Source organism: Pseudanabaena sp. Chao 1811 (genome assembly GCF_027942295.1).
Classification (GTDB): Bacteria; Cyanobacteriota; Cyanobacteriia; order Pseudanabaenales; family Pseudanabaenaceae; genus Pseudanabaena.
On the sequence record NZ_CP101416.1, the window covers coordinates 4,457,320 to 4,481,546 of the forward strand.

At 43.2% G+C, this 24,227-nt stretch carries 21 protein-coding genes, 1 tRNA gene and 1 pseudogene; 12 read left to right on the forward strand and 11 right to left on the reverse strand.

Translation table 11 applies throughout. The features are described 5' to 3' along the window. Positions 1 to 191: 191 nt before the first annotated feature. Positions 192 to 641, forward strand: a pseudogene (locus NMG48_RS20355) (NF041680 family putative transposase); the annotation flags it as partial. A 155-nt stretch (positions 642 to 796) separates the two neighbouring features. Here the strand turns inward: NMG48_RS20355 and tftA are convergent. After that, complete coding sequence (gene tftA / locus NMG48_RS20360; RefSeq protein ID WP_271253225.1) at positions 797 to 2,191, reverse strand: hormogonium tapered terminus morphoprotein TftA; 1,395 nt, start codon at positions 2,189 to 2,191, stop codon at positions 797 to 799. Positions 2,192 to 2,478: 287 nt separating this feature from the next. Between tftA and NMG48_RS20365 the strand changes: the two genes are divergently transcribed. Together NMG48_RS20365 and NMG48_RS20370 are read left to right on the forward strand one after the other, a co-directional pair. Continuing rightward, positions 2,479 to 2,883 (forward strand): NIL domain-containing protein, encoded by a 405-nt coding sequence (locus NMG48_RS20365; protein WP_126385975.1) that lies wholly within the window; start codon positions 2,479 to 2,481, stop codon positions 2,881 to 2,883. 149 nt (positions 2,884 to 3,032) lie between these two features. Further along, positions 3,033 to 3,785: a DedA family protein gene (locus tag NMG48_RS20370; RefSeq protein WP_271253226.1), complete on the forward strand. Its 753-nt coding sequence runs from the start codon at positions 3,033 to 3,035 to the stop codon at positions 3,783 to 3,785. Positions 3,786 to 3,857: 72 nt separating this feature from the next. Here NMG48_RS20370 and NMG48_RS20375 read toward each other — a convergent pair. From NMG48_RS20375 to NMG48_RS20390, 4 genes are all read right to left on the reverse strand, one after another. Continuing rightward, positions 3,858 to 3,942, reverse strand: a tRNA-Ser gene (locus NMG48_RS20375). Between the two features lie 520 nt (positions 3,943 to 4,462). Then, entirely contained in the window at positions 4,463 to 5,626 is a 1,164-nt protein-coding gene (locus tag NMG48_RS20380) for a hypothetical protein (protein ID WP_271253227.1), read from the reverse strand. 258 nt (positions 5,627 to 5,884) lie between these two features. Further along, positions 5,885 to 8,239, reverse strand: coding sequence for a hypothetical protein (locus NMG48_RS20385; RefSeq protein ID WP_271253228.1), 2,355 nt, complete (start codon positions 8,237 to 8,239; stop codon positions 5,885 to 5,887). A gap of 280 nt (positions 8,240 to 8,519) precedes the next feature. After that, positions 8,520 to 9,236: an SDR family oxidoreductase gene (locus NMG48_RS20390; protein ID WP_271253229.1), complete on the reverse strand. Its 717-nt coding sequence runs from the start codon at positions 9,234 to 9,236 to the stop codon at positions 8,520 to 8,522. Positions 9,237 to 9,436: 200 nt separating this feature from the next. On the opposite strand from NMG48_RS20390, the gene NMG48_RS20395 reads away from it, so the two are divergent. Next, the gene (locus tag NMG48_RS20395; RefSeq protein ID WP_271253230.1) at positions 9,437 to 9,649 is read left to right on the forward strand and encodes a hypothetical protein; all 213 of its coding nucleotides are present in this window, start codon (positions 9,437 to 9,439) and stop codon (positions 9,647 to 9,649) included. A 272-nt stretch (positions 9,650 to 9,921) separates the two neighbouring features. Here NMG48_RS20395 and NMG48_RS20400 read toward each other — a convergent pair whose 3' ends face one another. The 3 genes from NMG48_RS20400 to gpmI form a co-directional block, all read right to left on the reverse strand. After that, positions 9,922 to 11,436: a serine/threonine protein kinase gene (locus tag NMG48_RS20400; RefSeq protein ID WP_271253231.1), complete on the reverse strand. Its 1,515-nt coding sequence runs from the start codon at positions 11,434 to 11,436 to the stop codon at positions 9,922 to 9,924. A 197-nt stretch (positions 11,437 to 11,633) separates the two neighbouring features. Next, the gene (locus NMG48_RS20405) at positions 11,634 to 12,464 is read right to left on the reverse strand and encodes a dienelactone hydrolase family protein (RefSeq protein WP_271253232.1); all 831 of its coding nucleotides are present in this window, start codon (positions 12,462 to 12,464) and stop codon (positions 11,634 to 11,636) included. Positions 12,465 to 12,876: 412 nt separating this feature from the next. Further along, entirely contained in the window at positions 12,877 to 14,481 is a 1,605-nt protein-coding gene (gpmI, locus tag NMG48_RS20410; RefSeq protein WP_271253233.1) for a 2,3-bisphosphoglycerate-independent phosphoglycerate mutase, read from the reverse strand. Positions 14,482 to 14,948: 467 nt separating this feature from the next. Between gpmI and NMG48_RS20415 the strand changes: the two genes are divergently transcribed. The 7 genes from NMG48_RS20415 to NMG48_RS20445 all read left to right on the forward strand — a co-directional run bounded on the left by NMG48_RS20415 (position 14,949) and on the right by NMG48_RS20445 (position 20,248). Continuing rightward, the gene (locus tag NMG48_RS20415; RefSeq protein WP_271253234.1) at positions 14,949 to 16,775 is read left to right on the forward strand and encodes an aspartate kinase; all 1,827 of its coding nucleotides are present in this window, start codon (positions 14,949 to 14,951) and stop codon (positions 16,773 to 16,775) included. 69 nt (positions 16,776 to 16,844) lie between these two features. Beyond that, the gene (gene lepB / locus NMG48_RS20420) at positions 16,845 to 17,543 is read left to right on the forward strand and encodes a signal peptidase I (RefSeq protein ID WP_271253235.1); all 699 of its coding nucleotides are present in this window, start codon (positions 16,845 to 16,847) and stop codon (positions 17,541 to 17,543) included. A gap of 61 nt (positions 17,544 to 17,604) precedes the next feature. Further along, positions 17,605 to 18,183 carry a signal peptidase I gene (gene lepB, locus NMG48_RS20425; protein ID WP_271253236.1) on the forward strand — a complete coding sequence of 193 codons (579 nt, stop codon included), beginning with the start codon at positions 17,605 to 17,607 and terminating at the stop codon, positions 18,181 to 18,183. A gap of 99 nt (positions 18,184 to 18,282) precedes the next feature. Further along, a complete protein-coding gene (locus NMG48_RS20430; RefSeq protein ID WP_271253237.1) occupies positions 18,283 to 18,576 on the forward strand; it encodes a BrnT family toxin in 294 nt (97 codons plus the stop codon). Further along, on the forward strand, positions 18,573 to 18,782 hold the full coding sequence (locus NMG48_RS20435) for a BrnA antitoxin family protein (protein ID WP_271253238.1): 210 nt from the start codon (positions 18,573 to 18,575) through the stop codon (positions 18,780 to 18,782). Before NMG48_RS20430 ends, NMG48_RS20435 begins: the two co-directional genes overlap by 4 nt. A 75-nt stretch (positions 18,783 to 18,857) precedes the next feature. Next, positions 18,858 to 19,568 (forward strand): abortive infection family protein, encoded by a 711-nt coding sequence (locus NMG48_RS20440; RefSeq protein WP_271253239.1) that lies wholly within the window; start codon positions 18,858 to 18,860, stop codon positions 19,566 to 19,568. Positions 19,569 to 19,636: 68 nt separating this feature from the next. Then, entirely contained in the window at positions 19,637 to 20,248 is a 612-nt protein-coding gene (locus NMG48_RS20445) for a hypothetical protein (RefSeq protein WP_271253240.1), read from the forward strand. Between the two features lie 9 nt (positions 20,249 to 20,257). On the opposite strand, the gene ruvA is transcribed toward NMG48_RS20445, so the two are convergent. Beyond that, positions 20,258 to 20,902 carry a Holliday junction branch migration protein RuvA gene (gene ruvA, locus NMG48_RS20450; RefSeq protein WP_271253241.1) on the reverse strand — a complete coding sequence of 215 codons (645 nt, stop codon included), beginning with the start codon at positions 20,900 to 20,902 and terminating at the stop codon, positions 20,258 to 20,260. After that, entirely contained in the window at positions 20,899 to 21,978 is a 1,080-nt protein-coding gene (locus NMG48_RS20455; RefSeq protein ID WP_271253242.1) for a hypothetical protein, read from the reverse strand. Before NMG48_RS20455 ends, ruvA begins: the two co-directional genes overlap by 4 nt. Before the next feature lie 371 nt (positions 21,979 to 22,349). On the opposite strand from NMG48_RS20455, the gene NMG48_RS20460 reads away from it, so the two are divergent. Beyond that, the gene (locus NMG48_RS20460; protein WP_271253243.1) at positions 22,350 to 23,279 is read left to right on the forward strand and encodes an NAD(+) kinase; all 930 of its coding nucleotides are present in this window, start codon (positions 22,350 to 22,352) and stop codon (positions 23,277 to 23,279) included. A 160-nt stretch (positions 23,280 to 23,439) separates the two neighbouring features. Here NMG48_RS20460 and NMG48_RS20465 read toward each other — a convergent pair whose 3' ends face one another. Next, entirely contained in the window at positions 23,440 to 24,030 is a 591-nt protein-coding gene (locus tag NMG48_RS20465) for a DUF3177 family protein (protein WP_271253244.1), read from the reverse strand. Positions 24,031 to 24,227: the final 197 nt, after the last annotated feature.

Sequence of the window (24,227 nt, forward strand, 5' to 3'; positions counted from 1 at the left end):
CCAGATGCTTCAGTACTTGTAATACGCTGTAAAGTTCATTTTCGCGATTGGAAGCCTGCACTTAATCGCTTTGCCATCCTCTTTGAGGATCGTCTCCATATCTAGCTTCTAGACTTTACACAATTTACTTGACAGTCTCTGACAGTCTCCATTTCCAAGTTATTCGAGTCACCCATCCCCATTGCTCTGGTTTGTGGTTAGCTTGGGTGGGTGAGCAAATGCCATCTTTAGAACAGATTTGGCACTTGTACTTACGCCGTTTTGCTATCGACCACTGGAATCGGTTTGCCAAACAACGTTTACATTGGACTCTGCCCCATTTGTTGACTCCTCAGCAAGCTTTGCGTTGGAGTGACCTCATGCCTCTACTTTCTTGGCAATTGTGGCTAGCTCGGCAACTAGTTATTGATACTCCTTTACCTTGGCAGAAACCTCAAGCCAATCTCACCTTTGGTCGGGTCGCTCAGGGCTTTGCCGCACTTTTAGTCAGGATTGGCTCTCCTGCTTGTTCTCCTAAACCTCGCGGTAAGTCTCTTGGTTGGAAATCTGGACGTAAGCGTTCTCTTCATCTTCGGTTTCCCATCATCAAAAAACGGGCTTCTCGTCCAAAAAAGGACAACAAAGACAACCCTAATTCCTAGTCCTGAATATTCTCCTTTGCATTCTCTTGGATTTGCTCAGTTCTTTATTCTCTGAGTTACTTATGTCTAGCTACTTAGCTACCACCAAAAGTATATCAGGACATAAAATCCCAAAGAGAATTGCGGTGCAGAGCACCGCAACTCTCTTTGGGCAATTAGAAAATGCCTGCGGATTCATAGAGGCGGCGGATGAGGGCGAGGATTTTGCGATCATAGAGAGGATCGATCGCCCAGCGTCCTGTGAGTTGATTTAAGACTAGGGCAACGCCTCGCGCTACCAAATGGAATCTCGGCGCAACGACAGGTTGAAATAGAGGGGCATTACTGGCATAGGCTTTAAGATGTTGGATATGCGCTCTCACACCTGTACGTTGATCGACAAAACTCGCTCCTGACACTTTAGCCATTGCACTTGCCGAAGGTGCAGCACCAAGACTGGCAAAGTTATTTTGTTCAGGTTCAATACCTCTGCCAAATCTGAGAAATCCTGTTTCAATGCACATTTGACAAAAGGCAATATCATGATTTACGCCTTCGATTTCTGCTTCCTCACGATATATATGTGGTAAATCGCCATAGTTGGTGAGGGCAGTCTCATTATTATTTTTGAGGAACATCAATAATTGCACTTCTGAGGCATTACCCACACCCATGATCTGATCAATTTGCCCCGTGAATACCTTAAAAATCGTTTTTAGATAGAGGGTGCGGGTGGTGCTATCCCAAGATACAGAAGTATTCAGTTCACGTAGAGCGATCGCCTGTACATAGACAATACTTTGATAGCGCAGACGACAGGTTAAAGGAATTTGATTCAGATCGAAGCCGAGGCGATCAACCAAATCGGCTGGGACTAAGACATTCCCTGCGACTAAAATTCCCTTTTCTTCATAACTCTGCCCATTGAGATTGATATTAATTTCTGGATAGGTAACAGGCCTGGTGACGGGGATACGGTTCGCGGGAGTGAATACAGGAATCGTAGTTGCTGTTTCATTAATCCATGCCTGTACGCCATCGGCAATACCGATCGCATAGTCCCGCCGCCTTGTTTGCATCAGTAGGCGATCCTGTGAAGTATTTGCAAAAACTAATTCCAACAAAATTGAAGGAATGACAATTTGGCGACAAAAGCTCAAATTGCCAATACTAGCGATCGTGTCCGCTTTCGCGCCTCGATTAGTAATTTCAGGAACACGCTTTGTTAAGGCATTGGTAATAATTTCCGCTTGACGTTTGCGAATCGTATTATTGGCGATGTAATAGGTTGTAGCTCCTCGTAATTCTGGTGAAGTAACTGTATCGAGATTAAGTGATAGAGCCACATCTTGACTAGTTGCCCTTGAATTAATCCATGCGATCGTCTCTTCTAAGGTCAGGTCATCACTAGGTACAGCGATCGCAATCCCCCGCGATCGTAATTCAGCAATTACTAGATCTCTAGTGGCTACCAATTCAGCCATTTCGATTATTCCACCAACTCCTTCACTGAGATCGCGGAACGAACCTTCAAAAACGCTATGACCTGCGGAAATAAATATTTTGCCCATATCCCTATCTGCTAGTCCATTTCAGCAAGCAAAAAAGTCTCCGTGAGTTTATCAGCTTTTGTCCTGTTTGACTATTTATTTATCAAATAGAGAGGCGGCGCTTTGCGCCGTCTCTCTATTTGATAAATCATGAACAAGGGGCTTAAGCCCCTTGCCTGTCATCGAAAGTATTTGTTTCTCGACGAAGATCGAGAAACAAATACTTTCGATGATAAAAATCTCTGTATTAGTTTCATAATGAGTATTGCTGATTGATTAGGGCGGGTAATACCCCAAAAATACCAACTATGAAAAAAAGAGTTAATCTCACCTTCCCTAAACGGGCGATCAACATTCCCCTCACCTATCGGCTTGCCAAAGATTTTAATATTGCCGCAAATATCATCCGTGCTCAAGTTGCCCCCAATAAAGTCGGCAAGATGGTACTAGAGCTATCAGGGGATATCGACCAACTCGAAGAAGCCGTCGAATGGATGCGATCGCAAGATATCGAGGTTTCATTACATGGGCGCGAAATTGTAATTGACGATACTGCCTGTGTTGACTGTGGCTTATGCACTGGTGTATGCCCCACTGAAGCTCTAACCCTCGATCCTAAGAGCTTTCAACTCACCTTTACGCGATCGCGATGTGTAGTTTGCGAACAATGTATAGCGGCTTGTCCTGTAAACGCCATCTCGATTAATCTATAGTTAGTAGTATCTTTACCCGCGCTAGCTGAAAATCCAGTCTAAGGGCTGACTTATAGGTCTGTTTTTTGACGGACAAGCGCCTATAATGATACAAAAAGTAACAATTTTTTATATACAAATTTAGCCCACTAGACTTTGAGTTACAACTCATGCATTTTGAGTTTTTTTCGCTAGAAATTATTCAAGAATGGACGCAACAGTATGGATACTGGATCGTTTTCTTGGGCATTATGCTTGAGAATGCTGGCATCCCATTACCGGGGGAAACGATTACGCTGGTAGGCGGCTTCCTAGCTGGAAATGGTGAATTGCGCTATCCATTAGTTTTGCTATGTACCGTAGCAGGAGCAATCCTTGGAGATAGTGCAGGCTATTGGTTAGGTCGTTGGGGTGGTTTACCTGTCCTAGAAAAAATTGGTAAATTATTTCGGATGCCCACCGATGAAATTGCGATCGCCCGTGAGAAATTCCGTGGTAGTGCCGATCGCGCAGTTTTTTTTGGAAGGTTTATCGCCATCTTGCGAATTTTTGCAGGACCAATGGCAGGGCTATCGGGGATGTCCTACTCAAGGTTCCTCTTTTTTAACGCTACAGGTGCTTTGGTTTGGGGTGTAGTTACTACAGGTGTTGCCTACTATGCAGGCACGCTAATTCCTCTTGAAACCTTGGTATCTGGAGTTGTGAAAATCAGCTCAATCATTTTAAGTGCAGTTGTCCTATGGTTTGGCGCACCACCTACATTTCGGTTCCTAAAAGCCAAGTTCATTGATTGGCGCACTTCCCGTAAGCCTCAAAATGCTAATCCTAGTCATCCACATCTACAAGCGGGGCAAGAGTCACCTGTATTATTACCGATCGCTGAAGATAAGGTAATGGTTAAACAGGCGATCGAAAATGACTAAAACAAAAGGACATTCCTAGCAATACTTCATTACAAAGAAAGCTACCTGACGGTAGCTTTCTTTGTTTATTTACGGAGAGAGAGGGATTCGAACCCTCGGTTGCTTTCACAACATTCGATTTCAAGTCGAACGCATTCGACCACTCTGCCATCTCTCCCGTTGGATATTCTAAAGCATCAATACGCACAATACAAGCAAAAAAGCTCTCTTTGTGAGCTTTTTTATAATTAACGCAAGTTCGGGATAACTTGAAACTAACTTTGAGAGAGGATTTGCGTAACAAATTCTCTCTCAAAATGCAGAATTAGAAGCCTTACTAAGCAAAGCTCCTGATTCTGCACTTATAAAATTTGCAAGCTTAACCCGAACTAGCGTTAGTCAAGAGTTGCGGTGCAAAGCACCGCAACTCTTGACTGAATCTGTAAGCAACCTAAAAGAACGCGAGTTCGGGATAATTTAAAACGGGCTTTGAGAGAGGGTTTGCTACGCAAACCCTCTCTCAAAGCCTAAAAGTAAAAGCCTTGCTTAGTAAGGCTTTTACTTTTGGGCTTTTACAATTTGCCAGCTTAACCAGAACTAGCGTTAAAAGAATAGATTCCAATAAATAAAGGCAACGTATCACGTTGCCTTTATTGGGGTTTAAGCAAAATTTATATTGCTATCTCTGGATAAAGGGTTTATGCCTTAACCGCAGACATCGACAAGGTGTAATAACCTAGCTGATTAGGAACTCTTTCCCACTTACCATCTAGCTTGCCCTTAGACAGGTTTTTGGTGACGCGATCCTTGGCTTGACGGAAATTCTCAACGGAGAGATCGCCGTATAGAGCTTTGACAACGCTATCAGCATTAACAAACTCACCCTTACGCTCTTGTAATACTTTCTCGATCGCATCGGTTAAAGTATTACCCTGATAAAGAGGACGGAAAGCTAGAGAACTCAGGCGACCAGACTTCTTAGCTTGAGGAGCTTTAGATGCGGTGGCTTCAGCCTTCTTAGAGGCTTTAGGTGCTGCCTTTGCCGCAACGGTAGTTGCTTTAGCAGCAGCTTTAGGAGCTTTGGTTGCTTTAGCAGCAGCTTTAGGAGCTTTGGTTGCTTTAGCAGCAGCTTTAGGAGCTTTGGTTGCTTTAGCAGCAGCTTTAGGAGCTTTAGTTGCTGCTTTCTCAGCCTTAGCAGTAGTGGTTGCCTTAGCAGCGCCACGACCTCTCTTAATAGTTGAGGTAGGAACTGTTTTCAGACTTTCGAGGGATAGAGTGTAGTAACCAAGTTGATTAGGAACGCGCTTCCATCTATTTTCACCTTTACCCTTCGATAGGTTCTTGGTGACACGTTCTTTGGCTACACGGAAAACCGTTTCAGGGAGATCTCCGTAAAGGATATTTACTACATCATCAGCATTAACTGCTTGACCTTGGCGTTCGTTCAAAATCTTTTCGATTGATTCTGTCAGGGTTAGTCCTTCGTATGCAGGACGAGTTGTCAATGAACCCCGACGATGTCCTCTTCCTTTTCCTTTTGCAGCAGGTGTGGCGACAGGAGCTGCTTCAGGCTTAGCGGCGACGGCTTTGGGCTTACGACCTTTGGTAGGGGCTTTAGGAACTTCAGCAATTACTGGAGCAACAACAACAGGAGCAACTACAGCTTCTTTCTTTTTGCCTTTGGCTTTAGGTGCTTCAGCAGGGAGGCTGCCGAGGAGTGCTTCAACGTGAGCGAGTTGAGCGCGGGCTTGAGCGACTTTATCTTCATATTCTGCGAGGAATCCTTGCAAATGGGATTGCAAAGCTTGTAAAGACGCGCCAAAACCATCTGGCTGTAGATTTACAGGTAGATCTATACTCATATTATGGGAACCAAAGAGATAATAATGATTGATTGATTTGATTAGTTTGTTTCCTCATACTTTTTCTTATGATGGAATAAACTCATCATTTCGTTCTATCACGTTTTGAGAGAACTCGCAATAGTTTAGAAAGAATTCTCACCATTATCTATCTTTTTTAGAGATAATGCTGTTTATGTCTCTATGTACAACGGCATCAGCTATTTAGGATTAGCCTGTTTTCTAGAAGAGAAAGAGGGTATTTAGCCCCTCCTCTCTTTATTTCTTTAGGTCTAACAGAAATTTTGCTTCAGCCGCACGATCGCTATTTGGATATCTTTCCAACAGCCTTTGCAAATAGTACGGTTGCTCACTGAGAAAGAAACTAGAAAATAGCAAATCATCAATATAGTTACTCTGAGGGAACTTTACCTGTAATTCAGTGATAATGCTATCAATTCGTCGTTGATAGTCAGAGAGCATACTCTTTTCCCGTTGTTCGTAATCTTGGTAAGAATAGCTGCGTCTACTACTGAGTTGGAGATATTTTCCACTAGCACTCAATCCTGCGGGGGGATGGATACGTTGGGTTTCTGCGAAAGTGTGGTTTTCCCACTGGGCAAGTAGGGTCATGGCAACCATATACAAAGATTTTTCACGAATCGCAGGAGAGAGATTTTTGTCGTCGAGTACATTTTGATAGAGGGAAAGGGCGATCGCATTTTGACTACCGCCTTGATATTTAGTCAAAATCTCAGAGCTACTGCGTTTGGATTCATCGCATACCCACCACTTATCACATTCCCAGTCCATAGGGATGCGATAGGCGCGAAATCCATCCCAGATGGGCAGATAGCCATTTTTCCATCCGCCCATTCCTGCCCAATCTGAAGCGATTTGGTAGCGAGATTCGGGAGTATTTTCGATTTGCCATTGCCGCAGTTTTTGCCAGCGTATTTTTTGTTCGCTCAGGAGTGATTGCGCTTCTTTCTTAAAATCAACCACTCGATTATCCTCACGCCACCAGCGACCTTGAGGGTAATAGTATTCTTCGAGGATACGGTCGGGAATTGTATCTAAATTTAAGTTGGCAGTGGTTTCTAAAGCCTTCGCATAATTGTGCGATCGCGCATATTGAATGGCGATCGCATATTGCAGGAGTGGTGCAAGGGGTTGACTATCTGGTTCTTGCAAGAGGGTTTGCATTTGTTCGATGGAAAGTCCCACATCGAGGAGAGTCCGCACATGGGGGAAAGCGAGATAGAGGGCATCGCGATCGCCCATGGGTTGCACCATGATTTTGATCCACAGTCTCATTGCTCCCACAATGTCATTGTTGTTTTGGAGACTGAGGGCAAGGAAATAGTTAGCATCATCGGCTCCAGAATGATCAGGATATTTCTTGAGCCAGTCCTGCCATGCCTTGAGGCGTTCTTTCTCAGTGCGGTTAGCATTACGAGAGAGGATGTCTTGACTACGCGGCTCACCATCAAAATAGGAGCGCCCTGTTAAATCTCCATACTCACGACAGGCGATCGCAAATTTGGATTGCGGATATTTTGTCACCATCCCTAAGAGTAGGTAATAAGCATAATCACCTTTACTCGCGAAATTCTCATAACTAACGATCTTGGAGAGGGAATGAAGCTGGGATAGGTCATTGTTCAAAATATTTTGAAGGAGTTCTGTCCCTTGAGCATCCCCATGACGATCTAGTTCAGCGATCGCCCAAATCCGATCATTAGAATTTGGTTCATTAATCAAAGAATGGAAGAAGGCACGACCAAAGGGAGTGATTTCTCCCGCTTTAATCACTCCAAGTCGCTCGACCAAGATATATTCCTGAGCATCGCTAGGTAATTTTTGATAGAGTGCGATCGCAGACTTGATTTGACTATCTGTCGGTTTTGATAACTGCTCATAGTTCACCCATTCCGATAAACCTGCGAAGTTCTTATCTTTTTCGTATGGAGATTTACCATATACGGCTTCATAGCCTAGGAGTCTCGTCAAAAATTCCAAGTTGAATTGACTATAATATTGCGGAGAATTTTTGGGTTCGAGATTAGCTTTGGCGAGACTGATTAGCTCTTTGCGGACTTGAGGATCATCTAATCCGAAATCTTTCTCCCAGTCTTTACTTTTAGCCTCGGAGACATAGGGAGCGATTTCGTACAAACTAGGATAGGTCAATCGGCGTTGAATTTGTCCACGAAGCCATATGGTTGTATAGGGTTTACCGAGATTGCGAATACCTTCAATACCATACTTCTGTCTAGTTTCATCACGGGAACGCGCATAATAGCTCAGCAATGGATATGCTTTAGCTCCGTACTTTTTCCATGCGGGATTGGCGACTGGATCTTTTCCCCATTTGGCAACAATAATATCTTGGCGGATAGCTTGAACGATTTCTTGCCACTGTGGATCGAAGCGGAGGCGATCGCGAAGGACATCATCGATTTCCAGTTGGGAAATTTCTTGGGCACTGAAGGAGTCCGCTAGTTTTGACATTTCCGCAGGACTAGATATTTTGACGGTGCGTGATTGAAATACTTCTGCTGCTTTGATGGCTGCACCACAGGAGGCGATCGTGATGACTATCGTTAATATATATAGATGTCGCTTTTTCATTTTGCTCTCCAAACTCCAAGCTATAGGACTGGTTTCCCCAGAAAAAGTGGCTATCTATCATTAAATGTGATTTAGGCGAGATAGAAATACTTCTCAGCAATTTGCAACAAATATCCCCTTAAGAAAGAATCGGCGCAATGCGCCGATTCTTTCTTAAGGGGATTTCGCAAAACAGAATAGAGAGGGTTGGCTACGCCAACCCTCTCATAAAGAAAAGCCTTGCTTAATAAGGCTTTTCTTTATGGGATTGTAAAATTTACAAGCTTAAGAACTGACGTTTTTAAAAGAATAAATGACTTTCAGGTTGAATATTGATTTCCATCGGTACAGCTTGAGGATCTGCCGAGAGGGCAAACATAATTGCATTTGCAGCAGTTTCGGGAGTCAGCATTTTGCTGCGATCGACTTTGAGACTGACATTATCCCAAAATGGCGAATCAATTCCCCCAAAATAAAACAGAGTTACCTTAACTCCAAAGCGGCGTAACTCATCCGCCATACATTTGCTAAAGCCAACGGCTCCAAATTTAGAAGCACAATAGGCGGCTGCCATTGCCATCGGATGCTTACCCAAGATGCCAATCACATTACAGATATGTCCAATCTTGCGCTCCTTCATCGCATTAGCGACTAACTGACTCGTATAGAAATTCCCTTTGAGATTGAGATCGAGCAGGTAATCGATTTCCTGTGGCTCAATGCGATTGAATTGTTTGAGAATACCTGCACCTGCGGCATTAACTAAGACATCAATCTGTCCAAACTGCGCGATCGCCTGTTGCACCATTCCTTCAACTTGAGCATATTTCGTAATATCTGTAGGAATAGCGATCGCTTCAGCATCGTAATCATCTTCGAGATTGTTAACGAGTTCCTCTAATTTATGTATATCTCTCGCTACGAGAACTAATTTTGCACCTGCTTCTGCTAATTTCGGTACAAGCGCTGAACCAATCCCACCTGTTGCACCGACAACGACAACAACTTTGTTTTGCATCTTGTTTTGCTTTTTAAAAGTAAAGTATTTATGCTTGAATTTCTTTACAATACTTTACTTTTGTTTACATAGCTATAAGCCTCTATAGAGATCTGACGCTCAAAGCGTCGCGACTCTCTATAGAGGCTTATAGCTATTTTGTGTGGTCATTGATATTTATGTTAGCCTGAAGATTAAAGTGCATTCTAATCAGGTGATATATGTCTAAAATCACACTAGATAAAGGTCAAGAGCAGTACATTGTGGATGCTAACGGTAATAAAACAGCCGTGATTTTAGATATTGAGCTATATGAACAAATGTTAGAAGATATTCACGATTTAGCGGTTGTTGCTGAGAGGCGATCGCAACAGTCGATAAGTTTAGCTGAAATGAAAGAAAGGCTAAGTCTCAATGGAACCCTATCAAATTAGTATTCTGATTCATTATGTGCGTCATCGCCGTGAAGTTTATCGAGATCTTTGACTAGGGAAATAAATAGTCAGGATCGCGGATTAGACGGATTATTGGATTTCACGGATTTTGAGTAGCTGTGCAGAATCAAACTGAAAACGCAAGGATTGAGATCTCCGACTTTTTCTAGACAAGCGAAGGGGATTTGCAAGTTCACAAAAAAGTCGGAGATCTGGGCATATCTAAAAATCCGTGTCATCCCTAAATCCGTCTAATCCGTGTTCTCACTTATTTATCCCCCAATGAGAACCTTGACTAACAACCCAACTCCCAAAGCCGCCAAACCAGTCGCAAAAAGTATCATTGTTGCTTTCCATTTTCCAACAGATTCAAGTAATTCTACGCTAGCCACACTCCCAGCCACAGCCACATTCACAGCCATGACCCAACCCCAAGCCCAACCCATAGACCAAACCCAACCCCAAGCCCAACCCCAAGCCCCAGACATAGCCCCAATACCACACCAAACCCAAGTCCAAGCCCCAGCCCCAGACATAGCCCAAGTACCAGCCCAAGTACCAGCCCAAGTACCGACACTTAAAAATTCTATGAAAGAAAGAGATTTGTCATAAGCGATGGCGATTTGAACAATCAGTAAAATTGAAAGTATGGCATTTATTCCTCCAATAGCAAATGCTAGTAGAAAATTTCTCCAGAATCTTTTCAGTTTACTTTCTTTCTCTAATTTATTGAGCCAACCACCGACTAAAGGAGAGATAGAAATCATTACAATTGGCTCAAGCAGAAGTAGCCAAACCGACAATTTTACTTGAGTAACAGCAAAAGTTATCCCAATAATAGCGTAAATAGTGAAACTTGTTTCTAATGCAATCCATGTGGATTTTTTGATGAGAGAAGATGGGGATGTTTGTCTGAATGAGGGCTTAGGCGGTTTGGGTATCAGTGTCGGTGGAATTAGTTCATCAATCCATTTTTGTACCGATTTCGGACGATCGCTTGCCTTCAACTTCATCCCATGCAAAATCGCCTTCTCCACCCGACCATCAATATTTGGCTGAATCTGTCTCGGTGGAACTAGCGCCGCCCCCGCCACGATATTAAAAGAAGGAGTAGGACGTTCCGCAGTCAATGCAAAATAGAGCGCTGCCGCCAACCCATAGACATCTGTATACGCCCCACGCTTAGCATTCTCGTCATACTGCTCAATCGGTGCAAACCCATCACACGCCATCGCCGTATGTTTACCCGTCTTATCCTGTACAAACTCCCGCGCCAAACCAAAATCAATTAGCACCGCATTGTTTGTCCGCCGTCGAATCATGATGTTGTTAGGATTGAGATCGCGATGTAAAAGAGGCTCATCGAGATTGTGCATATATTCCAACGCACTACCAATTTGCTGGATATAGCCCAAAGCCTCCGACTCAGGCAAAGCCCCCTTTCTCTTGACTCTTTCCCCCAGAGTTTCACCATCGATCCACTCCATCACCATGCACCACAGATCTTCACGAATATCTTTGTGTTGAAAGATATCCAAAATTTTTACAATGTGTCGATGCTTGCAACCTCTTAGTAAAAATGCCTCTTTATGGAATTTTCTTTGTAAGTTAGCAAACTTACGATCACTCTCATTTTGTTCTTTATCAGTGGGTGTCTTTATTACCACCTTTAAACCGTCTTCACGAATTGCCAAATAAGCAATACCAAAACCTCCCTCACCGATCGCCTTTTTGATTTTGTATTGGTAATTCGTGCCATCAATCAGCCAGCCTTCTGCAAAAGCCATAAACCCATACTCACGGTGAGGTTATTTGAAAAAGTTCACGATTCTAATCATATAGCAATGCCAGTTTTGCTTGGGACACAAAGCACAAGGGAGTAATGGCGCAAAGTACCGCCATTACTCCCTTGTGCTTTATATGAATGGCTCCTATTCGTAGGAATCATATCTGTATAAGAAAGAGCGCTATGCGCTCTTTTTGATTAAACTCCGTTTTTCTTAAACCAAGCTTTCAATCGTTTCCAGCCATCTTCAGCTTCTTTTTGGCGGTAGGAGGGGCGATAATCAGCATTAAAAGCATGGGGAGCTTCAGGATAGACAACAATTTCGGAGTTAACACTGCAACCCTTAAGTTGCTCGCGCATTTGCTCAACTGTCTCTAGGGGAATACCCGTATCTTTGCCGCCGTAAAGTCCTAAAACTGGCACTTGTAAATTTTTAGCGATATCAATGGGATGCTTCGGTGTGAGTTCTGTCGATTCACCCACCAGTCTGCCATACCAAGCTACACCAGCCTTGACCTTAGGATTATGGGCTGCATAGAGCCATGTAATCCTGCCGCCCCAGCAGAATCCTGTAATCCCCAACTTTTGAATATCGCCCTGTGCAGATTTGGCTGCCCATTCTACGGTTGCGTCAAGATCAGCAAATACCTGAGCATCAGGAACCTTGTTCACAATCGGTCTAATTTGAGCAATATCGGCTAGTTTTGATACATCACCTTGGCGATAAAACAATTCGGGGGCGATCGCTAAATATCCTAATTTGGCTAGGCGACGACATACATCTTGAATATGGGCATGAACGCCAAAAATTTCTTGGATTACTAAAATTACGGGGAAATTTTTTCCTCTGGCGGGTTGTGCTCGATAGGCGGGAATCGTGCCATCGCTGACAGGAATTTTTACTTCTCCTGCAATTAGTCCCTTACTAGTGGTGGTAATTACTTTCGCGGAAATGGGCTGAACAGCGATCGCAAATCCAGCAGTTAGGCTACTAACGGCGATAAACTCGCGCCTTGTAAGTCTTGACATTAATATAATCTCTCAAAATCTCTTAAAAATCAATAAGACGATAAGCACAGCTCATCGCCTCATCATATTTATTCTGCATCCTAAAAATGAAAATTGATGTATTGCAGATTTCGTCTTCTCAACAATGAATCACCCCGCCGCAAGCGGACGGGGTATCAAATTCTTTTTTACTAGAATATACTCACACCGCAGAACGGTGGGGTATTTACCCTCTTAGTTCAAATAAAGTGGCACTGCGTGCCACTTTATTGCTGTTTATGACTATTTAACGCGAGTTCGGGATAATTTTAAACGGGCTTTGAGAGAGAGTTTGCGTAACAAACCCTCTCTCAAAGCCCAAAAGTAAAAGCCTTGCTACGCAAGGCTTTTACTTTTGGGCTGTTAAAATTTGCTAGCCTAACCCGAACTGACGTTATTTACCAATTTTTACTGGTGTTTTGAGTTTTTTGACTTCATAGTTGGCTGGTTCCAACAGAGAAACACCTGTCATTTCTGCGGGCTGGGGAATTTGCAGAATTTCTAAAATTGTGGGAGCAATGTCTGCGAGACGACCACCTGTGGGCTTTAGTTTGACATCTGCACCATGACCATGGATCTTGCGCCCCTCACCCTCTACCAAAATAAATGGCACGGGGTTACTAGAATGGGCTGTCCAAGGATTACCATCGTCATCCCACATATACTCTGCATTACCATGATCGGCAGTAATTAATGCCGTACCACCTGCATTGGCAATGCTAGCCAATAGATTACCTAAACATCGATCAACATGTTCCAGAGCCTTGATCGTAGCTTCAAAGTTACCAGTATGTCCGACCATATCAGGGTTGGCATAGTTAATTACGATCAACGAATAAATCCGCTTGGCGATCGCCTCTGAAGCAATTCTAGTTACCTCAGTTGCTGACATTGCTGGCTCTTGGTCATAGGTTGATACCCTTGGACTATTAACCAAAACGCGATCGTCACCTTCACTAGCCTCTTCCATACCACCATCAAAGAAATAGGTGACATGGGCATACTTTTCAGTTTCGGCTAGGCGTAGTTGTTTCAGTCCATGACTTGCGACAACTGGCCCAAGCAGGTTGGTCAAGTTTTGAGGCAAAAAGGCGACAGGTACTGGCAATGAACTGTCGTACTGAGTAAATGTAGCAAAGGCTAACGACTCAATGCGATCGCGTTCAAATCCTGTAAAGTTTTCGGCGACGAGAGCTTGGGTAATTTCACGGGAGCGATCGGGACGGAAGTTAAAGCAAATAACACCATCACCTGCGGCGATCGCACCATGGGCAAGCCTTGTGGGGGGTAAAAATTCGTCAGTGATTTTTTCCTTATAAGCTGCTTCCAACACCTCAGCCGCCGACGTTAATTCTGTCGTGATTTGGTCATTAGTCAGCACTTCATAGGCTTTTTGGACACGATCCCAGCGCTTGTCGCGATCCATAACGTAGTAGCGACCACTGATTGTGACGATGCGCCCAGTACCAATCTTATTAAGATGTGCTTGCAATAGCTTAATAAAGTTAATGCCAGATTGTGGCAAGGTGTCGCGACCGTCGGTAATAGCGTGGATACAGACATCTTGAATACCCTGTACCTTCGCTAAATCGATCAATCCTAATAAATGATCGATGTGGGAATGCACACCTCCATCGGAGCAAAGCCCAATCAAGTGCAATTTGCTATTGTTAGCTTTGACCTTGTCACAAACTCCAACTAGTGCAGGATTTGACAACAACGAGCCGTCATCTACAGCATCAGAAATTCTAACTAATTCTTGGGGGACGACTCGACCTGCACCAATATTCAAATGACCAACTTCTGAGTTGCCCATTTGTCCTTTGGGTAAGCCGACATCCTTGCCAGAGGCTTGGAGGAGAGTTTTGGGGTAAGTACTCCACAGACTATCTATGACGGGAGTATTTGCTGCGGCGATCGCATTGCCCTCGGTTTCTTCTCTATATCCCCAGCCGTCCAAAATGATCAGAACCAGTGGAGAAACAGACCCCGTTTGCATAAAAGACAGTTCCTTGTTAAGTACACGTTCACTCCTTACTTGGCAATAATACCATTAGAGCAAATTTACGGATTATCTTAACAATACTTGGCAATTAGCGCGATCGCAATGTATCGCAGAAAACTTTTAACAAAACCGAAGATATAGCAGTCCTAAATCATTTGTAGATTTTGGGGTTTGTGGAAGCGCACCCCAGCGGGGTGCGCTTCCACAAACCATTTAGGATAGCTATATATGGCAGTGTGCCAGCTATAGCCAAAACCCAGAAGAGAGAGTGGGGCACTAAGCGCCCCCACTCTCTTCATGATGGAGCAAAGCCTTGTATGGCGATCGTCTAGATGAAATGTATGATAGATAAGCTGTAATGCTTTGACTTGAATTAGTTAACTTGAGTGAGTTGACTGGACTTAGGTTATTGGGCAGAACATCTTCAGAAATTCTCTCAGGTTTACAAAATTTCCCCACGAATGGCGCTAATAGTTCAGAAATATGGTGGCTCCTCCGTAGCCGATGCCGATCGCATTAAAGCAGTGCGCGATCGTATTAAGCAGACAGTTGATGCTGGTAATCAAGTCGTCGTTGTTGTTTCCGCAATGGGCAAAACCACCGATGGTTTAGTTGCCCTTGCGGAGTCCGTATCCACAACCCATGCCCAGACCCTTGAAGAAATTGCCGCTAAAGAGCGTGAGACAGATCTGCTTTTGGCTACGGGAGAACAGGTGACGATCGCGTTGCTAAGTATGGCGTTACAGGCAGTGGGACAACCTGCGATCGCAATGAATGGCTCACAGGTGCGTGTCGTTACGGAGCCAAATCATACTCGTGCCAGAATTTTATATGTAGAGCCAGAGCAAATTAAAGCAGCATTAGCACTGGGTAAAGTGGTCATCGTTGCAGGTTTCCAAGGTGTTGCTATTGATGATGCAACGGGCTTACCAAGTACAGAAATTACAACCCTAGGTCGCGGTGGCTCTGACACCTCGGCTGTGGCAATCGCGGCGGCGATTGAGGCGGATGTTTGCGAAATTTATACCGATGTCCCCGGGATTCTCACCACTGATCCCCGCATTGTGCCGAAGGCGCAGATGCTTGATGAAATTACCTGTGATGAAATGCTAGAGCTAGCCAGCTTAGGTGCTAAGGTCTTGCATCCGCGATCTGTGGAAATTGCGCGAAATTTCGGTGTAAAAATGTGCGTGCGATCGAGTTGGCTCGATGACGCTGGTACTGTAATCACTTCACCCCGCATAGGTACTGGCAATCTCAAAACCCTAGAAGTAAATCGTTTCGTGGAAAATGTTGCCATTGACTACGATCAAGTCAAAATTGCCCTACTACAAATTCCTGATCGCCCGGGGATTGCCGCACAATTATTTAAACCACTTGCTGAGCAGGGTATAAATGTCGATTTGATCATCCAAGCGGTGCAAGAGACTGAAGGCGTAAATGACATTGCCTTTACGATCCCCCAAGATCAGTTACAGCTAGCTGAGTTAGTAACCCGTAGTCTAGAGATTGGAGCAAGTTCTGTCACCATTGATTCTAATGTTGCCAAAATCAGCATAATTGGTGTGGGTATGATCGGTCGTCCGGGGGTAGCAGCGAAGATGTTCTCTGCCCTTGCCGAAGCGGGGATCAATATCCAGATGATCTCGACATCAGAAATAAAAATCAGTTGTGTAATTGCGGCAACCGATGGTGAAGCTGCTATCGCTGCTCTCCAAAAAGCCTTTGATGTGCCTGTACAGACAGGAACATCCCAAGAAAAGAACATCGGTAATGCCAATAATCCACCAGTGCGAGGCGTTGCCCTCGATCGCAATCGCGCCAGAATCGCTGTCCAAAAAGTACCCGATCGTCCGGGGATGGCGGCGCAGATCCTTGAGCAATTAGCTGAACAAAATATTAGTTTGGATATGATCGTGCAGTCCCAGTCCGATCGCGATGTAAACGAAATTGCCTTTACGGTAGCAATTACAGATCTGGCTAAAGCAGAAACTGCACTGAAGCAGGTCGCGACCGATCTCGGTTATGGCGAAGTATCCTGTGATGACGATATTAGTAAAGTTAGCATCGTGGGATCAGGGATGATCAATCAATCTGGTATTGCGGCACGGATGTTTGGAGCATTAGCAGATGCAGGCATTAATATTGAGATGATCGCTACATCTGAAATTAAAGTTAGCTGTGTAGTACGCGATAATCAAGCGGAACAAGCGCTAAAACTAATTCATCAAGAATTTAATCTTTCTGGTGATCGCGCGATCGAAGTTCCTAGTGTTTTGAAAAAGTAGTAAGTGGGCGCTTCGCGCCACACTTACTAAAGACGCTTTAAGATAAGTACATATTCCGCGAGCATTCCTATGTCATCTGATAATTCTAGCGATCGCACTGATAAGTCTCCAGTCACACCGCCTTCTGATCCCAAGCAAATTCCACCTGTTCAAGAACGTTCGTTTAAAACGATCTTGGCTGATAATTTGCCAACTGTGGCAGTAGCGATCCTCTTAGCAGTTGGGGTACGGATATTTGTGGCAGAACCACGGTTTATCCCCTCTAGCTCTATGGAGCCCACCTTATTAATTGACGATCGCCTAATTATTGATAAATTGTCCTTTCGTTGGCGCAAACCCGAACGTGGCGAAATAGTGGTATTTAATCCACCCAATAATCCTGTAGTTCCCGATGCTACTAAGGTCTATATCAAGCGCGTGATTGGTTTACCTGGCGATCGCATTAGTATCCATGATGGCAAGGTATTTATTAATGATGCTCCTTTAAATGAGCCATACATCGCTGCCCCACCAAACTATACTTTGCCCACCCAAGACGATGCGCTGTGTCCCAACTGCTTTCGTCCCGATAATGTCCAAGCTGGTAAGGATCATCCCTTTTTCACAGTTCCTAATGGTAAGTATTGGGTAATGGGTGATAACCGCAACAACAGTTTGGATTCCCACGCATGGGGATTTATGCCAGAAGAAAATCTTGTCGGACGTGCGATGTTCCGCTATTGGCCCCTTGATAGCCGTGCTGGTAACTTAAGCGTTCCTAAATATTAAAATTATGGGCGCTAAGCGCCCATAATTTTAATTAACTCAAAATATATATAGATAGTGATTCATGTCCACAGAAAATAAGCTCGATTCGCAAGTGACCGTCAAACCTTGGTGGCAACAACATGGTGAAACGATTCGGATTTTTGCTGTTGCCCTTGTGATCGCTATTTTCCTACGCACGTTTATTGTGGAGCCACGCTTCATTCCCTCTGGCTCGATGGAGCCTACTTTGCAAGTGGGCGATCGCATTTTAGTAGACAAAATTTCCCAGCGTTGGCAAGAACCTCAATACGGCGATATTTTAATTTTCTATCCGCCTGCTACGCCTGCAACCAGTGATACGAGTAAGGCTTATATTAAGCGATTGATTGGTGTAGAAGGAGATCGCATTGCAGTTAAAAATGGCAAGGTCTATCGCAATGATCAAGCACTTGATGAATCCTATATTGCAGAAACTCCAAAATATACAATGCGCGAAGTGGTCGTTCCCAAAGGTCATTACTGGATGATGGGCGACAATCGCAATCATAGTAATGATTCGCATATTTGGGGATTTCTGCCAAAAGAGAATGTCATCGGTAAAGCAACTATTAGGTTTTTCCCTTTTGGCGATCGTTTAGGCGTTATTACAACTGCTAAATAATATCTAAAAGTTTATCTATATTTCAATGATAAGCAATTTGACTAAAATTCATCTCCTCTATATTGATTATAAAAATTACTTTGTAGTTACAATGTAAGTATGAGTGAGTTAGCATTCGACTGGGATGATCTAAAAGCCAGAGTCAACGAACAAAAACATGGAGTTTCGTTTGAAGAAGCACAAACTGTGTTTTATGACGAAAATGCGCGTTTACGATATGACTCAGAGCATTCTCTAAATGAAGAAAGATACATCCTCTTAGGTATTAGCAGTTCACTGCATCTTGTGGTTGTATGTCATGTTTATAGAGAAGAAGATGGCATCATTAGGATTATTTCAGCTCGTAAAGCAACTAAGCAAGAGGTTCAACAATATCGTAGGTTTTCCTTATGAAAGATGAATACGATTTCTCTGATTCTGTGCAGAATCCATACTTTAAGAAACTGAAGAAGCAGATGACAATTCGGCTTGAAGAGGAAGTGGTAGATTATTTTAAGGATCTATCTGAAGAAGTGGGAATTCCTTATCAGAGTCTCATCAATCTGTACCTTCGTGACTGTATGCGATCGCAGAAAAAGTTATCGCTAGAATGGGTCTAATACAAATCAGTCGCTTTACTTCAATAAATAATACCTAATTGTGAAATTTCATCGTCAGCCAAGGAGCATCCAACGTTGACAGAATCCCAAGAGAAGTACAGTCTTACTTCTAACAGAATTCAGTGTGGGCATTGTGCTATCAAGTCACTAATGAGGATTATTTGTGAAGGCGAAGAATCCTACATTGTTGGTGATGAAGAATATGGTGGAGATGATATTTATTATAAGTGGCAAATCTTGAAATGCCTTGCTTGTTCACGAATAAATATTCTTCAGTACTCATCATCATCTCTGTGGGAATATACGCTAGACGGTGAAACATTTATACGTCCTACCAATACTGATATTTTGTATCCTCATCAGATTAGTGAAAAGCCGCTTGAACTGAAAATTAGTAACGAAGTAATAGAGCGAGCAATTGCTGACGTAGAAGTTCTAATTTTATCTAGAGGTGCAGTTAGTGGAGTTGATCGAATACATACTGCTCTTCATGGTTATCTACGTGCAATATGTATTAGAGAAAATCTTGTGTATAACAAAGATGACAGCATAGTTAAGCTATTCAAGTTACTGCGTCAGCAACATCCAAAACTGCAAAGTACTCGCACACAAGACATTGATCGTCTCCTTCAATCATTTGCTGGTATTTTAGATTCACTCAATCCAATAAGAAATCATGCAAGCATGGCACATCCCAACGAAAATGTTCTAGAGAAAGATGAAGCTTTGTTTTTCATCAATGTAGTTCGTACATTACTCCGTTACATTGATGGGAAGTTGATATAGAAAGATACCCAGTCTCATAAAATATATTATTTCAAGAGATAAATATTTAACAAATTCGATGCAACCTCATGACTATTAAAAAACAACGTTTTTCACAGATTGATTTGCGTAGTGCGTTGCAAATTATCGGGATTAATGAATTAAAAGAATGGCAAATAAACTTTACGCCTAAACAAGCTTCAGAATATTATTTGACAAGCACCCAAAAACTAAAAGCACACTTTGATTTATCCTTATCTGAATCAGCCAAGTCATTATTAATTGATGCTATTTTACTCGAAGCAATTGATAGTTATGCTGCTTTAAAAATCTGGAAAGAAGCAAAATTACAAACTGAACAATTAACAGGAGTAGTTGATTATTTAATTGCTGGACAGGGGAAAGTATACCAATCGCCTTTATTATGTATTGTCGAAGCTAAAAAAGATGATTTTGAACAGGGATTAGCACAATGTTTAACAGAAATGTATGCTTGTCGCACATTAAATCAACCGCAATATTCATTTCCCGTATATGGCATTGTTACTAATGCAACGACATGGCGATTTTATCAATTAAGCAAACAAGAATGCTATGAAAGTCTTGCCTATTCAGAGACACAATTAGCCGATATTCTCGGAATTTTAAATTATTTATTTGCGGATTGTCAGGCGAAACTTTTAAATCATTGTCAATCTTGAAATGTAAATTTAGCGAGATAGCCATGCGATCGCTTCTTTAATCCATGCTTCGATATCTTGTGTTCTCGCAAGAATTGGTAAACTGGCGATCGCCTTGAGCGCATTGCTAATTTCCGTAGGCGTATAACCGAGAGCTAGCAAAGTCATCTCTAATTCTTCTTGGAGCGCCACACTTAAAATACTGCTTGGCGATCGCGTTGAGCCAACCTGAGCTAGGCGACCATCCGCAAGTTTCGTTTTTAGTTCTAATGCAAGTCTTTCCGCAGTCTTAGTCCCCACTCCCGGAGTTAAACTTAACACTCTGGTATTGCCCGAAACGATCGCTTTAACCAGATCTTGAATTCCTAAACTATTTAATAGAGCTAAGCCCACTTGTGTGCCAATCCCTGAAACACTGATTAATTGGCGAAATAGCTCACGCTCGGCGAGAGTGGGAAATCCAAACAGAATCATTTGATCCTCTCGGACAAGCAAATGGGTGAATACCTGTGTTTCTTCGCCTACAGGCGGTAACTTACCCGCCGCACTAGCCGTAATTTGAATATCGTAACCAACACCCTGCACATCGAGGGTTAGCCAATAGGTAGGCGTATTTTTTCGAGAACTGTCAGCAGCTTTGCAGGCAGCGATCGCACCACGTAAAAAACCAATCATCGGCGCGGCAATGGTGGGAACTGGGGAAGCTGCACTGCGGCTAACGATGTCACGGCTTTACGAGGAGCAGAATTGGCGATCGCTAATTGAGTAGGCTCTTCGATTTCTTGATTAGCATTACCGTATAAAGCTTGGATAAACTTAGGCGCAACTACGGTAGACATCATTGGCGAACTTTTTACTACCGACCCTGAAGAGATTGCCGACTCATTAGATGGTAAATCATTAGTGACAGTAGGATTGCTTTCATGGAAAGAGAGAACTTTCTGCTCTACTTGTGAGGCAATTTCTATTGAGCATTCTTCTCTCTCTTCCTTCTGTTCAGATACAAAGCTCGGTTTCCACTTCGGTAAATTAGGTGCAATTGGTGAACCTTGTGAAGCTTTGTGAGGTCTAATAATCAGAGGTGAGATTGGTTGATTCTTAGCAGGGATGGATAAGCTGATGGGTTCTTCAATAGTTTCAGGTTCTGGGGATGCTTGACTGGAAGCGGTGATTTCTTGAGTTTCAGTTATTTCGATGGGCTGAGGAGCAGGGTTGATTTTGACTACATTCTGTAAAGGTGAGTCATTAATTGCTTCGACAGGAGTAATTTTTTCGTCAGAGAGTTTGGCGATCGACCAAGATTCCAAAGCCGAAAGCGCCATATCCTTGGGGGCAGGTGTGGCTGTGTCAAGGCAGCGTTCGAGGGCAGCTTTTAGTTGAGATGTGTGATGTTGTTGACGCTTGAGGCGATCGCGCAACTCGTCACAGTTGGTATGCACATCTTGCAATTCACGCTCTAGTTGATCAATCCTTGCTTGCAGGGTCAGAGTTAGTGTTTCCTGTCGTTGGATCACTAATTGTGAAAGCTGCAATTGTTCTTGAGCCTGACGCAACAAAACTTGCGCCTGTTGACTGCGCTCATTGCAAAACTGTAGCTCTTGCTCTAAAACTTGTCGGGGCAAAGTATTAAGCAGAGTAGATGGCTCTCCCAGTACGTTGGATGATGAACTCTGAGATTGGGATTGCGGTTCCGAGATCAATGGATTGATGCTCTCTTGTGGTGATGAATCGCCAAATCCTGCCTGACTCATGACTTACCCTTCACACAAAGAATTTTACCTAGTGTCAAATCTTATCTCAAAAATTTGTTTTTTGTATCATTAATTTTCATGAATTGATAAAAAGTTATGACAATATCCACCAGAATCCATCAGAATCAAGACAAATTCCGCCATTTATCCACCAGTTATAGCCATAGAAGACTTGCTTCGTAACGCTCTTGGTGCTCCACGCCAATGCGAAACCCGCAATATTTCTTAGATTAATTAGAAGCAGTTTGTTAACTCTACTTAAAAATATCAATTGCTATAACATGAAAGCATTCCATTCCAGATATATAGGATAAATGCCGCTTAGCGTCACCTATCCTGCTCATCACTACATCCCAATTTGAGAGGCATTCGTGAAGATTCGTAAAGCAATAATCGCCTATAAGTCGGGTAGTCAAATTGGCAAAATGTGGGCAGAGCGATGTAGCTGTGAGCTAGAAGAACTTGGAGTCAAAGTCTTAATTGGTCCAACGGGAGCTACCGATAATCCCTATCCTGTGTTTCTAGAATCCATGCACCAAGAAATTGATCTAGCCGTTGTCTTAGGTGGCGATGGGGCAACTTTGGGGGCGGCGAGATATTTGGCAAGATTGCAAGTACCAATTTTAGCGATTAATGTCGGTGGACATCTAGGCTTTCTGACCCACTCGATCGAGGAATGTGGCAATACTAAGGAAATCTGGGAAAGGCTATTATCAGATCGCTTTGCGATCGAGCGGCGGATGATGCTCGAAGCGCGGGTCATCAATGTTGATGAAGGTTTAGGGAGCAGAATGGGGCAGCCCTGCGGTCCTTTTTTGTGTCTCAATGAAATGTGTGTTAAGCCTGCCTCTCCCGATCGCATGGTGACAGCATCTTTAGAACTAGAGATCGATGGTGAAGTGGTCGATCAATATCATGGTGATGGGCTGATTGTGGCAACACCCACAGGCTCGACCTCCTACACGGTGGCGGCAAATGGTCCCATTGTGCATTCAGGAATGCACGCGATCGCGATTACACCAATTTGTCCCTTGAGCCTATCGAGTCGGGCGATCGTGATTCCGCCAAAACTAACGGTGAGCATTTGGTCACTGACTACCGATGACTTTAGTTTGAAATTATGGACAGACGGAGTGATCGCTACTTCAGTGTTCCCCGGGCAGAGAGTTGATATTCGGATGTCAGATTGTCAGGCGCAGTTTATCGTTTTACGTGAAGAATATTCCTATTATCAAGCGCTACGTCAAAAGCTTTTATGGACAGGGGCAAGGGTTCGTTATCCCAATCAATATAGACCATAAGAAAAGCCTCGCAATGCGAGGCTTTTCTTATCAAGAAATGTGGTAAATCGCTACCTTTCTTTGCAGTCTGTTAAAGCTTAAAACCGAGAGAAATTTTTGAAAGTGCGGCAAAGCCGCACTTTCAAAAATTTAAGTCAGCGAAAAAGCGCTGTAGTACAAATTAGTCACGAAATGCGATTCTGCCTGTTTTGGGCAGACTAAAGGCGAGAAAGGAGAATAGGTATAGACCATAAACAATGCCCCCAACTGCTCCAAAAAATGCCAAGTTTTCTACAGGCATTCCATGATGAAATGTAGCGCTAAAACTTAGAGGTGGCTCGAACCAAATTTTGCAAGTATCGCTAAGTTTATCAATTGAGGTAAAGGCACAGTTAGCAAATAATGCCCTTAATACAATACTTACACCACAATAAATAGTGGTTGCCCAACGCCATCCTAAATAAACTGGTCTCAGACTTTGGCGAGAAGCTTCAATATCTTCATTAAGATCTTGCCAAAACCACAGTGCTAAGACAATGAGAATCTCGGCAACGATACCTGAAATAAAGGATATTGGTAAACTACCGATCGCTAAGTAGATCGTAATGAGAAAGAGGCTAGCCACACGCCAATATAAAAGTAGCGATCGCTTTACTGCCTCACTGTCACTGCGAAAAGCCCAACATAACAATCCAAAAGGGACAAAAACAACAAATAGCAGAGCTAATCGATAGTCTAGCCATACAAGTTGACGAATAAGGGTTGCATCCATAAAAGCAAAAAATTTCTGACCAGATCTCTCAACTTATGTTACTATATTGACTTGCAATAAATTATCTTAAAAACTAGTAGGGCGCTAGTAATCAGTTTATTGATGTTGATTGCAAACTGATATTTCTAAAACAAAACACAAAAATAGCGAGAATCAAACCTTTCAGTCTAAATCTCGCTGCAAATGGGCTTAACGAA